At 38.2% G+C, this 14,272-nt stretch carries 8 protein-coding genes; all 8 read right to left on the reverse strand.

Going from position 1 to position 14,272, the window contains the following annotated elements; all coding sequences use genetic code 11:
- Positions 1 to 257: 257 nt before the first annotated feature.
- Positions 258 to 2,576, reverse strand: coding sequence for an efflux RND transporter permease subunit (locus B0169_RS11065; protein ID WP_077286030.1), 2,319 nt, complete (start codon positions 2,574 to 2,576; stop codon positions 258 to 260).
- 5 nt (positions 2,577 to 2,581) lie between these two features.
- Positions 2,582 to 3,583, reverse strand: coding sequence for a WD40/YVTN/BNR-like repeat-containing protein (locus tag B0169_RS11070; RefSeq protein WP_077286031.1), 1,002 nt, complete (start codon positions 3,581 to 3,583; stop codon positions 2,582 to 2,584).
- Positions 3,584 to 3,815: 232 nt separating this feature from the next.
- Complete coding sequence (locus tag B0169_RS11075; protein ID WP_077286032.1) at positions 3,816 to 5,204, reverse strand: DUF1329 domain-containing protein; 1,389 nt, start codon at positions 5,202 to 5,204, stop codon at positions 3,816 to 3,818.
- A 21-nt stretch (positions 5,205 to 5,225) separates the two neighbouring features.
- Positions 5,226 to 7,271: a DUF1302 domain-containing protein gene (locus B0169_RS11080; protein WP_077286033.1), complete on the reverse strand. Its 2,046-nt coding sequence runs from the start codon at positions 7,269 to 7,271 to the stop codon at positions 5,226 to 5,228.
- 308 nt (positions 7,272 to 7,579) lie between these two features.
- Positions 7,580 to 7,795, reverse strand: a complete 216-nt coding sequence (locus B0169_RS11085) for a DUF2835 domain-containing protein (RefSeq protein ID WP_077286034.1) — start codon at positions 7,793 to 7,795, stop codon at positions 7,580 to 7,582.
- A gap of 10 nt (positions 7,796 to 7,805) precedes the next feature.
- On the reverse strand, positions 7,806 to 10,361 hold the full coding sequence (gene pepN / locus B0169_RS11090) for an aminopeptidase N (protein WP_077286035.1): 2,556 nt from the start codon (positions 10,359 to 10,361) through the stop codon (positions 7,806 to 7,808).
- 124 nt (positions 10,362 to 10,485) lie between these two features.
- Positions 10,486 to 11,943 (reverse strand): Na+/H+ antiporter NhaC, encoded by a 1,458-nt coding sequence (gene nhaC, locus B0169_RS11095; protein ID WP_077286036.1) that lies wholly within the window; start codon positions 11,941 to 11,943, stop codon positions 10,486 to 10,488.
- 289 nt (positions 11,944 to 12,232) lie between these two features.
- Positions 12,233 to 14,269 (reverse strand): carboxy terminal-processing peptidase, encoded by a 2,037-nt coding sequence (gene prc, locus B0169_RS11100; protein ID WP_077286037.1) that lies wholly within the window; start codon positions 14,267 to 14,269, stop codon positions 12,233 to 12,235.
- Positions 14,270 to 14,272: the final 3 nt, after the last annotated feature.

A 14,272-nucleotide genomic window follows, 5' to 3' on the forward strand; every position in this document is an offset into this window, starting at 1 on the left:
TGGATAAAACGCTTGAAATGATTATTATCTTTTTTAGTCTTTTGCTTCTTTTTGTTAAGAATAGACTATGGGGGCGATCATATTAACTATCTTAAGGGATTGCGAGCACTATTTTAGATATATTACTTTAAAAATTGTGCATTTATGTAACTTACGAGAGGACATTTTTTATTTATTCATTAGTTATAAATAGAAAATGACCTTTCGGTCATTTTCTTGTTTATTTATGCACTATTATTTTTTGATTTAATTAGCATTTATTTTCGTTGCGGCCATAAAAATGCTGCTATTGCTGGTAGTACCAGTATAGCGGCAATCATATTAACTAAAAACATAAAGGTTAATAATATGCCCATATCGACTTGGAATTTTAAATCAGAGAAAAACCAAGTAGAAACACCAATAGCTAAAGTGACACCTGTAATTAATACTGCACTTCCGCGTTCTTTCAAGGCATCAAAATAAGCCCTTTGCACTGTCGCACCGTTTCGAAGCTTAACACTCATGGTTGATAAAATATAAATACCATAATCAACACCAATGCCAACACCCAAAGCAATAACAGGTAAGGTAGAAACCGTTAAGCCAATGTTAAGTTCAGTCATTAGCCACTGCGCTAATGTTGAGACGACATAAAGTGGCACAACAACAGCTATGGTCGCTCTTAAGCTTCTAAAACTTAATAAACATAAGATGATAACTGCGCCATAGACGTATAGCATCATAGGTATTTGAGCCGCTTCTACTGCTTCATTGGTTGCAGCCATAACACCGACAGGCCCAGATGCAAGTTTAAACGCTATATCATCAGTAGCTAATTCACTTGCAACTAATTTTGCTTCATCAACAACGCGATTAATGGTTTCTGCTTTATGATCTTCTAAAAACAAAATCACAGGCATAACGCTACAATCACTGTTCAGTAAACCACTCGATGACGGCACACGGGCAATTGATTGAACTAGAGTTTGTTGATTGCGTGATAGTGAACGCCATTTAGGATTACCTTCGTTATAACCTGAGTTAACAATTTTAGCGATAGAGGCTAAACTAACAGCAGACTGCACACCTGCAACATTCTCCATGCGCCATTGGAATCTATCAATCACATCCATATGTTCATAATAGGTACAAGCATCTGCCGTGGTTTCTACAATTACAGACATATAATCAACACTAATAGCATACTTATCGGTGATTAAAAATGTATCTTGGTTATAGCGTGATGCTTCATGTAATGAAGGTGCACCTGCATGTAACTCACCTATTTTCATATTTTGGGCATTTTGGTAACCAATAATATAAAGCACTGCGGTAATAGCCAAAATAAAAATAGCTACTTTACGTGTAGCAAAAGCTGACATAAAGTGCCACACACCATCTGATGAAGATGTTTTTTTGTCGTTGTTTTGAGCTTTATTTCTAGGCACATGAATATAGGAAACTAACAATGGCAATAGCACTAAGTTAGTTAAGATGATCATGGCAACACCCAATGAAGCTGTAATAGCAAGTTCACGGATAATACCAATATCTATTGACAACAACGTCATGAAACCAACAGTATCTGAAAGAAGCGCTATGCCGCCTGGTACTAACAACACACGGAAACTTAATTGAGCAGCTTGTTTACTGGTTTTACCGTTATTGACCATTTTAGAGACAGAGTTAATCATCTGCACACCATGACTGACACCAATAGCAAAGACTAAAAATGGTACCAATATTGACATCGGATCTAAACCAAAACCGAGCGTAGATAACATGCCTAATTGCCAAACAACCGCAATGAGAGAACAAGAGATAGGAAGGATTGTTAAGGCAAGTGAACGGCAAAACCAAAATACCATTAATGTTGTAATAGCGATGGCGATTGCAAAGAAAGTAACAACCCCTTTTGCCCCTTTAGCAACATCACCAACCATTTTAGTAAAACCGATAATGTGCACTGAGATATTGTTATGCTCAAACTCACCGCGAATTTCATTCTCTAATTGTTCAGCAAGAACAATACTGTCGAGTTTTTCACCGGTATTTGGGTCAATTTCCATCAACGAAGTTTTTACCATTGAACAGCTATAATCGTCAGCGACGATACTGCCTACAATACCCGCTTTTTCGATATTGCCTTTAACAATAGCTAAACCCGCCTCATTGGGTTGAAAGTTTGCAGGAATAACGGGGCCACCGGCAAAGCCATCTTCGACTATTTCAACAAAGCGTGTGCTAGGTGAAAATAGTGATTTAACTTGAATTCGATCAACTCCAGGGATAAAAAACAACTTATCATGTACGCCTTTTAGCGCAGTAAAAAATTCAGGATTAAAAATGTCGCCACTACTGTCACACACTGAAATTAATACATTATTGGCACCACCAAAGTTTTCTTGATGTTTAAGATACGTTTTCATGTAACTGTGATTTAACGGAATATGCTTAGTAAAGGCGGCATCGAGTTTAATTTGTGTTGCTTGAAACAACAAAAAAATACTCGTCAGGATAAAAAACACCAATACAGCTAAGCGACGGCGGAATAGTGTTGCTTCTACAACATTGATAATAAAATTAAATTTCATGACAGTTACTTCGTTATGTTAATAGTTTTGATGCCAACATCAGAGACAGCGATTATTTTATTTTTATACCAAACCCCTGCAATGAGTGCTTTACCATCCTTTTGTAGATGTTTAGTAAAACTTACACCATCATCTCGGCTTTCTAATAACACGCCATTATTACCTAAGATAAAAACACGTTGATCATCACTTAGCACAATACTGCTTAACAAAGCAGTAACATGGCTATCACTTGCTTGCCATGATGAGCCATTCTCTAAACTACGAAATACATGGCCACGTAAACCAATAACAACTAAATTGTCTGCTTGTGTTCGCTTGATATCATAAAATGAGCCTGGATATATCTCATCAAGTCTTTGCCAACTGACACCCAAATCATTACTTTTTGCAATTAAGCCTAATTCTCCGGCTAGGTATAAAGTTCCTTCATCAGCAACTACACGGTTAAAGTGAGGTAAAATACTACTTTGCTCGTCCAGATAAGCGACTTCATCTTCTCGCTTTAACTCGGCTAAGTATGCTTGGTCTTCGGGATAAAGAAATTCGTTATGATATTCAATACTCCAATGTTGCCCACCGTCATTAGTACGGTAAAATAAGCCGTAAGCTCCAACGGCTACACCGGTATTTTTATCAAAAAATAACACGTCTAATAATGGTTTTTCCATTTCAGGTAAGTGTTGTTGTATTTGCCAAGACACTCCCCCATCACTTGATGATAAAATAGTTGCATCATGACCTACTGCCCAACCATGCATTTCATCAATGAAATAAACCGCGGTTAATGTTACTTGTACCGGTACTTGTGCTTGTTGCCAATCAGCACCATCACTTGAAAGAAGAATATGACCGCGCTCACCAACGGCAACGAGCTTTGATTGATTAACTTCAATAATATCGAGTAAAAGTGATTTACTCGCTAGTGGAGCAAGTCTCGCGTCTAGCGGTTGCGCGTTGATAATAGGGATAGTAAGAAAACTGAGTAAAATAACGAGAAGACGCATAATTACTATATTAACTCCATTTATTTAAACAATAGAGGCTGAAACCTCATATTAGATAACGATGTTGAAGAGAGCTTGAGCATGAAATGCACATCGATACCATACTACCCTCCACTTTGAGCTTAGCTAAAAAGCAGAGGAATTAACATAAATACAGTGGCTAAAAATAACCGTTCAAAACTTTGAAACAAAAACGGCTAGCATCGGCCAGCCGTTTTATCAAAGAATTTGTTTATCTTCGACCTTCTCGACGAAGTGCTGACGAAGTAAAGTCAACATCCTTCAATTCGGCAGAAAAATCATACATGTTGGCTTCATTATCTAAGCCCATTGCAATGTAGCGACGAGATTGTAAATCATGAAACACTTCAAGTGTTGACCATTGTGTCGGTACTTCATAATAGTTAATACCATGAGCAACACCAACACGATACAACTCATCACGGTTGTCATATATATCAGTCACCGCTACTTGCCAGCTATCTTCATCGATATAGAAAACACGTTTTTTATAAGTATGGCGAGTATCAGACTTTAAGTTAGCTTCAACGACCCATACACGATGCTTTTCATAACGTACCAGTTCAGGGTTAATATGACCGGGTTGTAAAATTTGGTCATACTTTAAATTATCACTATGTAAACGGTAATCGTTATAAGGGATCAGTAATTCTTGTTTCCCTTTCAGCGTCCAGTTATAGCGATTAGGTGCGCCATTAAACATATCAAAATCATCAGTCGTTCTTAAACCGTCTGACGCTGTACCAGGTGCATCATAAGCAACATTTGGCGCACGACGAACACGTCGTTGGCCGGTGTTATAAGTCCAAGCTTGGCGTGGTGTTTTTATTTGGTCCATAGTTTCATGAACTAATAAAGCAGTTCCCGCTAGGCGCGCTGGCTCAGTCACTTTTTGTTTAAACTTAAATAAAATGTTGGTCTGCTGAAGTTCTTCTGCTTTAACACCTTTCACACCGTATGGGATCAATAACTGATCATCAAAACCCATATAGGTATAGTCACCTGATGCGGTTGGTGCCGCTTGGCCACCTTCACGAATGATTTTTTCACCACGATAACGTAATATATGATTCCAAATAGCTTCTAAACCATCTTTAGGTACTGGAAATGGAATACCAATCGCAGCTTGTACAATACCATTACCACCTTCAACAAGTTCTGCTTTGGTTGCATTGTCAAATGTTGCCTGATAAACATGCTCAGGGTATGACGCAGAACGACGTGATTGGTAAACGCTCATTTTATAAGTGTCAGGATAAGTTTCAAATAACTTGACTTGACCTGGTGTTAGCAAGTCTTTGTATTGCGCAAGATTTTTGCTAGTAATTGTATAAAGTGCTTTGTCTTCAGCAAAGGGATCAATGTGATGATCGCCAACTTTATATCCCGCTGGTGCAGAAGTAATACCACCCGTCCATTCGGGAATAGAGCCATCGGCATTGGCTGCACGAACAGCACCAAAAGGCGTTAATTCTTTTTGTAATTTAGCCGCTTCTTGCTCACTAATTTTAGCACTTGCCGTTGTTGAAGCTAGCGCTACCGTCACCGCTATTGATACTAGCGTTGATTTTTTAAATGTATTTTTTAAAATATTTCTCATTAAAATAGTCCTCATACGGTCTTAAATTGAATACTTGATGTTAAAAGACACGTAATCGCGATCTTCCATTTGGTTAGTTGTACCTACACCGCCAAAAAAAGTATTGTAGTTTATATCGGCAGACCAACGGCTCTGATAATCGAAGTTTAAACCGAATGCCACTGACTTTCGGTCTTCAACGAACAAGAATAATGGGTCAGGTGTAATACCGTTAACATCATGTGAAAAGACAATTTTTGGTGATACATTAATACCGGCAAAAACATCGTTATAATCTAACTTACCAACAAAACGGTAACCCCAAGCAAAAGCACTTGGAAATGGGTTAGTTTCAACACCATCTTGTAAAGCAAGCTCTAAACCTTCTTTACCCGCAACACCACCATTACGTCCAGTTCCAGGGCCATTTAAACGCAATACATCTTGATCAGGCATATCACGAATATCAATACCACCGACTTCAAGTAACGTTGTAAATTGGCTAGCACCTAGTGAAGGTCCCCATAAATGAGTAAACGTCACTTGCGCTTGTAAAGTATCAGATAAAATGTAGCCATTAGCACGCTCTCCGCCTTGAAAAACTGGCATTTGTGAAATACCGTCTAGTTCAGGTCGATTTAAATCGTTGGCTAATTGCTGTGGCATAGCCGCAAATAAAAGCTCTACATCATCTATTTGTAGTGGTTCGTCTTGGCGATAGGTCATTTCACCGGCAACCGATGTTGTACCAATAGCCGTGTTAAAACTTAAGGCATAAAGCTTAATATCTTCAATGTAGTCAAGCTCAACTCGCGAGAAAGCTTTTAAATTTGTGTAGTTGTCGTATGTGATTTCAGTAGTGGCTAACATGCCAACATCATGCGCTAAAGCTTCACCAGTAAAATTAGCCGTTACGCCTGAAAAAACCGGACGACGACTGTGATAATTCATGTGATAAAAGCCAATTTCGGTATCATTCAACTCAGGTAAAAACCATGATAATTTTAAACCGTATTGGCCACCATTTTCAGGATCATTTTCTGCATCAGCTTGGCGTAACGTTAACTTAGTTGGAAAACCACCAACATATGCACCACCAGCATCAGCCATAGCCACAGTGCCATCTAAAATCTTAGCTCTTAGGACATTTAAATTGCTAATTAACGAATCTAAGTCCATATCTGGGTTGCTGGCAAAGTTTAACTGTACGTTATTAAACTGGCCACCATCACCAGCAAAGTCATTGGTTGAAAAGTAACTGCCTGGTGCTGGCAATATTGATTTTTCCCAACTGTATTGGTAAAACATTTCAATATTAAAATTTTCTGAAACACCTAATGATGCCCATACAGCACCAAAAGGAATAAAGGCTTCTTTCAACTCTGAACCAGGCGCTTTTAAACGTGCAACGTCAATTGGGTTAAGTTCACTAATACCATGCGATATTAAGGTACTTTCTCCCCAGCTAATCACTTGTTGACCAACGCGTACAGAGAATGGCATTTCACCAATATCAAAATCACCATAAATAAAAGCATCTAGCAGACGGATGTCACGGCATACTTGATCACGCGCGTCATCATCACGACAAGGGTCATTTACCTCGCCAGAGCTTGGATTAGTCCAAGCACGATCGCCATCCATCATTTCAAAGTCATAAAAGTACATGCCACGCGCGAAAAAACCTAAGTTTTCGTAGCGAACATCTAATTCATGTGAGCCTTTAATAAGTTTCGAAAAGCTATCACCGGCATCATAATTTAGGTTGCCATTATCACCATTAGTAGAGTAACTCCCCGCACCATTCCATACTGTGCCAGCGTCTGGGTTAACGTTTAAAATGGGGTGATATTGGTTAAAGTTAAAGCCATTATTAATATTATTTGACTTACCAACATTATCATTCCAGTTACGATCTTCTACTCGCCAGCTAGTGCCAGCTGAAAAGGTAGAATCAAAACTGATCTCAAAATCCCCTAACTCAAAGTTCTTTGCCTGCACATTAGCAGTTGCTAATGTCATCATAGCGGCAGCGATACTTAGAGCCAGTGGCTTCTTGTGAAAACCGTTGCGAAGGTTTTGTTTCATTGCTTCTCTCCCCTGATGCGATTTTGCATTTTATTTTTATAAGTCCACTTACATGGTATGAATCAATAATTACATCATTTTGACCAAGTGGCAAGCGCTAAAACTTTAGTTAAAGCCCTTTATATTAAAGACTTAAAACAAGTTGCATATCAAGAGCAAAACCCCGTTTTAAACATCTGTTTTAAACTTGTGTTTTTCACAGGCATTTATCTGCAAAGAGTGAACAGTAATAACCTCCTTAATCCTGTCAACATTTAGTCACATTTTGCTTTTGATGGTCTGACCACTGTTTAAAGCAAAGGCTCTAATTAAGATACTTTATTCAAAGACAAAAATTTATTGTCCTGTGTTTGTAGACAAAATCGCCCTTTTATACCCGTTGCTGTAGTAAATTTTCGCAAATGCATGGCCGGAAATTCAAGCCGAAGACCTTCATCTGTTGTCACCACAATCGTATGAATTACTCCTTGATAATAGAGTAAGTAGTCTTGGCTACTTAAGTTTAAACTAAAATAATAAGTCATAAAGTTTATCTTAGGACGCTAGCGCGGCATCAAGCTTTTCTTGCAAATCTTTCGACAAATCTACTTGCTGCATGAACAGTTCAAGTTTAGTTTTGATCAATGTTTGTCTTCCCTTATCAAGCGATTTAAATTGAATGAGGGGAGTAATTAATCGAGAAGCAACTTGCGGGTTAATATCATTGAGTAAGCGTAATTGCTCAATAAGAAACTCATAACCACGACCACTAGCACAATGGAAGTAGCGAGGGTTATTTTGGCTAAAGGCGCCAATGAGCGCACGCGCACGGTTAGGATTTTTTAAACTAAATAGCGGATGAGAAGTTAAAGCTGACAACCTATCGTAAATGGAGTCACTATTTACGCTCGCCTGAATTGCAAACCATTTATCCATTACTAGCGGTGTATCAGTCCACTTATGCTCAAAATCATTCATCATGTCGGCAAAGCCTTTATGATGTTGACTAGCAGCCAAGTTCAACGTAGCTAATGTATCAGTCATATTATTTGCATGTTGATATTGTTCAGCCAACACATGCTGATGTTCGCTTAACGTTGCTAAATAAGACAAACAAATATTTTTCAATGCTCGTTTACCAATGGCATCACCATCATTAGCATACACCGTTGCGCTGTTTTTTTGATATTGCTCCAAAAATAATGGTGCTAGCACTTCTGCTATACGCTGTTTCACACTATCAATAGCATTAAGTAAAGCAATCGGATCAACTTCTTCAATAGTGTCGGCTAATTCACTAAAATTAGGTAATGTTAATTGTTCAGCTTTAAAAGCAGCTGACATATCTGACGTTAATATTTCTTCAAATACTTGAAATAGGTTATCAGGCAAATTTAGTGCTGGTTGTTCCATCGCCTGCACAATATAAGTAGTTAGTAGTTTTTGCCCAGCATCCCAACGACAGAATGTGTCTGCAGCACGGGTCATGATTAATTGTAAATCCTGATCAGGTTGTGAGAATTGTGTTCTCACTGGTGCAGAAAAACCTGTTAATAATGCTAATACCGGTTTTTGTTGGTAATCACTAAAAGTCCAGGTTTGCTTTTGCTTTGTAAGTTGTAATAATTGAGAATGATTAGTCTGCTCAGCACCTGAAATTAACTCTATACCAACAGGAATATGTAAAGGTAGATTTTTACCATTACTTTGCTCAAGTGTTAATTGATACTGACTATTGACAGCATCATAATGTTCACTCACCTGTAATTGTGGAGTGCCCGCTTGCTGATACCAGCGCTTAAACTGGTTTAAATCAACACTTGAAGCATCCGCCATCGCATCAATAAAGTCATCACAAGTCACTGCCATACCATCGAATCGTGCAAAATATAAATCGATACCTTGCCTAAATTTTTCAGCCCCTAACAGAGTATGGATCATGCGAATAACTTCAGCGCCCTTCTCATAAACCGTTAGAGTATAGAAGTTATTCATTTCAATAACTTTTTCTGGGCGAATTGGGTGAGCCATTGGACCAGCGTCTTCAGCAAACTGCATTGAGCGTAACACTCTCACGTTTTGAATACGGGTTACTGCTGCTGAGTGCATATCAGCACTAAATTGTTGATCGCGAAAGACCGTTAAGCCTTCTTTTAAACTTAATTGAAACCAATCGCGACAAGTCACGCGATTACCGGTCCAGTTGTGAAAATATTCGTGTGCAATAACAGCTTCAACGTTAAAGTAATCAACATCAGTAGCGCTTGTTTCGTCCGCTAAAACAAATTTACTGTTAAAAACATTTAGGCCTTTATTTTCCATCGCCCCCATATTGAAAAAATCGACCGCGACTATCATATAAATATCGAGATCATATTCAAGTCCAAAGGTTTCTTCATCCCACTTCATTGAGTGCTTTAACGATGCCATTGCATGATCGGCCTTATGAAGGTTACCTTTATCTACAAATATTTCTAATGCAACGTCACGGCCAGATCCCGTACGATAATTATCTGATAGAACATCAAAATCTCCAGCGACCAACGCAAATAAATAACAAGGTTTCGGAAAAGGGTCATGCCATTGCACAAAATGTTGACCATCAGCTAAATCACCTTCCGCAACCTTATTACCATTAGATAACAAGTAAGGAAACTTTACTTTATCAGCTATAACTTTAGTGGTAAAAGTTGCCATTACATCTGGGCGGTCAAGATAATAACTAATGCGTCTAAAGCCTTCAGCCTCACACTGAGTACAATAAGCATCACCTGACTTAAATAAACCTTCAAGTGCCGTATTTTCAACAGGGTTGATTTCAGTAATAATTTCTAGCATGAATTCTTTGCGATCAGTCGAAATAGTTAAACAGCTATCACTGACTTGATAATCATCAACATTAAGCGCTTGGTCATCAATTAAAACAGCAACTAAAGTTAAGTGTTCACCATCTAACACTAAGGGTTGATTGTCGTCTTTGACTCGAGTTAATTTCATTCGGTTAGTTACCCGAGTTTTATATTCATCGAGTGCAAAAGTTAGCTCGACAGTCGCAATAGAAAAATTTGCTTCACAATAATCAGCTAAATAACGTGGGGTAAAATCACTCATGTAAATCCTTAATAAAAAACTTTATTTGGTTGGCACTTATGTGCCCATTATAACGTTTGTCTGTGAAATAAAAAAAGCCTGTACGAGACAGGCTTTATGCATATTTATTAATTGTTAAAATAATTTAGGGATTTGTCACTATTTTTTTTATTTTAAAACCTAAGTAACCATAGGCAATCGCTAAAATAGGATTAATCAAATTGAAAAAACAATAGAATATATAATCGTAAGATGTCAGAGCTAATGCACCAAACATAAAGGCACCACATGTATTCCATGGTATTAATGGCGAAGTTATGGTACCTGAATCTTCCAAAGTTCGACTCAATAATACCGGATGTAAGCCTCTTTTTTCGTACTCTTCTTTATACATTCTACCTGGCATCACAATTGCCATATATTGATCAGCAGTGATCAAATTAGTACCTATACAGGTAGCAACAGTGCTGGCAATTAAACTACCGGTTGATTTTGCCGTTGCTAAAATTGATTCAACAAACTTTTTCAGCATACCTAAATGCTCGAGAATAGCACCAAAGCTTAAGGCTGTAACTACTAACCAAATTGTATTTAACATCCCGGCCATACCACCACGGCTCAACAGTTCGTCAATCTCTATATTGCCAGTTTCAACCACCACACCATCAAAGAAAGCAGTCCATACCACCATGATAATCGCTCTTGTTGATTCCACTCCTTCTTCTGCCATTGCTAAAATTAATTCTTGTTGAAAAATTAACGCCCAAATAGCACCGATAATCGCGCCAATAGCAACAGCTGGAAATGCTGGCATTTTTTTACAAGCTAATGCTAATAAAATAAATAATGGTATTAAATTCAATGCTGAGATGTTGTAAGTGTTTTCTAAGGTATTGGTCAAAGACACAATACTGTCTGTATTACCTATCTCAGATGAAGAATGATTAAAGCCAATTATAAGGAATAGAATCAGCGCAATAGTGATTGAAGGGATTGTTGTCCATAACATATAGCGGATATGTTCAAATAGCTCACTGCCTGCTACGGCTGGGGCCAAATTAGTTGTTTCTGAAAGCGGTGATAGTTTATCACCAAAATAAGCCCCTGATATTACTGCACCAGCGGTAACAGAAGTTGATAGTTCAAAACCTCCGGCAATACCGATAAATGCTACCCCCACTGTTGCTGCTGTTGTCCATGAACTACCAATACTCATGGCAACCACCCCACAAACTAAACAAGTTGCGGCATAAAACCAACTAGGATCAATAATTTGAAGGCCATAATAAACCATCGTGGGCACGGTACCGGATAACAACCAAGTGCCAATCAGAGATCCTACTGCTAACAGAATTAAAACCGCACCTAGCGAGATAGATATACCGTGAATAATTGCTTTTTCCATCGCGTGCCAAGTGTGACCATTTTTAAGCCCTATAACAGCAGCAACCCCGGTAGCCAAAAGCAATGCTATTTGATTAGGTCCTGATGATGAACCATCACCAAAAAAAGTAACGGCAGCAATTAATAAACAAATCAGGACAATAATTGGGATTATTGCGTCCAGCATTGAAGGTTGTCGAAGCGATTGAGGATCAGACATAGATAAATTTACACCTTATTATCTTAGTTATTATAGTGATTAATTATTTGTGATAGCTAACATGCCGACTGTTAACAGATTGTGCAAGTTTTTTTTGACAAATCTCAACTAACAAGCCCTTTGTTTATACGGTTTTGCAGAATAACTATGCAGCTATAGTAATTCATACAAACTGTGCTCTGCTAGTCACTATTTAATGGCGCGGTATCGTTCCCGGTGACATTAACAGGGTAATTAGACATTAAAAAGCCACCCTAAGGTGGCTGTTAATATGCGACCATAGAAATATTTACTTTTTCGCGATTTTTCCCAACGAAACTAAATCAAAGGTGATTTTAGCAGTTTCATCCAAAAACGGGTCAAGTTCATCTAAATCTTCTGGCAAATCATCTAAGCTTGTTACTTTCGCTTTACCCATAAGAGCAAGGCGTTCATTAGCACGTTCTAACTGTTTAGCTTTTCGAGCTTCTCTTTTTGCTTTACGTTTAGCTAAATTTAGCGAGATGGTTTTATCGTCTTTTTCTGCTTTGTACTCTTCAATATCTGATAACAAGTAATTAAACTCTTTGTTTTCCAAAATTCGAGAGTTATGCAGTGAACTTAAATAAGCAACGTCTTGGCTAATGTCATTAAGTTTATTGTAGCGAGCTTTAGGGATTTGATCCCAAGGTAGTGCGTTCTCTTCTTTACTTTCACCCCAATCTGCAGGGTCTATCGCTGAAGGGAACTCGATATCAGGCAACACGCCACGATGTTGAGTACTTCCGCCATTGATGCGGTAAAATTTAGCGATGGTAAATTGAATGCTACCAAACGGTTTTTCATACAAGTCATATACTCGCCCTAAGCCCCTGTGCTGTTGAACAGTGCCTTTACCAAAGGTATGTTCACCAACAATAACGCCACGACCATAATCTTGAATTGCCGCCGAGAATATTTCTGACGCTGAAGCACTATAACGATCAACCATAACCGTTAATGGTCCATCATAAAAACTAATGCCATCTTTATCACTGTTCACATTAACCCGATTAGCGCCGTCACGGACTTGTACTACCGGACCTTTGTCAATAAATAAGCCGGTCAACAAGGTTGCTTCAGTTAATGAACCACCACCATTACCACGCAAATCAACAATAATACCCGCAACGTTTTGTTCTTTTAATTTTGCAATTTCAAGCTTAACATCACGAGAAAGGTGGTTATAGAAGCTTGGAATAGTGATAACACCAAGCTTAGTGGTATTTTCATCACCTTCTTTTTCATAATAAACTTCTGACTTTGCTGCACGGTCTTCAAGTTTGATAGTATCTCGTACAATTGAAACAACTTTAATACTACTATCGTCTTCTGATTCTGCACCTAAAATTTGTAGTCTTACTTTGCTGCCCTTCGGGCCTTTGATTAACTCAACTACATCATCTAAGCGCCAACCAATAACATCGACAAAGTCTTTGTCATCTTGTGAGACACCAACAATTCGGTCTTTAGGTTTTAATTCTTTCGACTTATCTGCTGGACCACCAGAAACCACACTTTGAATAACGGTGTAATCTTCTTCCGCACGCAGTACCGCCCCAATGCCTTCAAGTGATAAATTCATCTCCATTTGAAAACGTTCGGCGTTACGTGGTGATAAGTAAGACGTATGTGGCTCTACAACACGGGCAAAGCTGTTCATTACAATTTGAAAAACATCTTCACTTTCACTCTGCTTTAAGCGTTTAATTGCATAACGATACCGTTTACCTAAAACTTCTTGAATTTTTCCCCACTCTTTACCAGCCAGTGTTAAATTAAGCGCATCGTATTTAACCTTTTTGCGCCATAATTCATTTAGCTCAGCAACAGAAGTTGGCCTTTGTGCGTCTTCACGATCAAAATTATAGGATTCATCAAGTTCGAAGTTAAACGGCTGCTCATTTTCTAACAAGCTAATAGCATATTCGTAGCGCTCTAATCGACGTTGCAAATTTAAATTATAAATCTGATAAGCAATATCAAGTTTACCACGAGCTATAACTGTATCGAAATCATCACGATATTGAGCAAAACTTTCAACATCAGAGGCAAGAAAAACATTTCGAGCATAATCTAATTGCTTAATATAACGATCAAAAATTTGTTCAGAAAGCGAGTCGTCAATTTTTATTTTTTTGTAATGTGCACGTGTAAACTGCGCCGTAATTCGCTTCGTGGAAGTAGCATGTTGGCTTTCAGGAGCTAATACTGGTAAATCTTTATCAACCTCTTTCTCTTGAGCTAATACCGAGATACTGGCAATTGATAATGCTACTGCAACAGCTATACGACAAAATTTATGCATGCA

Origin of the sequence: Cognaticolwellia aestuarii (assembly GCF_002000025.1) — a bacterium.
In the GTDB taxonomy this organism is placed as follows: domain Bacteria; phylum Pseudomonadota; class Gammaproteobacteria; order Enterobacterales; family Alteromonadaceae; genus Cognaticolwellia; species Cognaticolwellia aestuarii.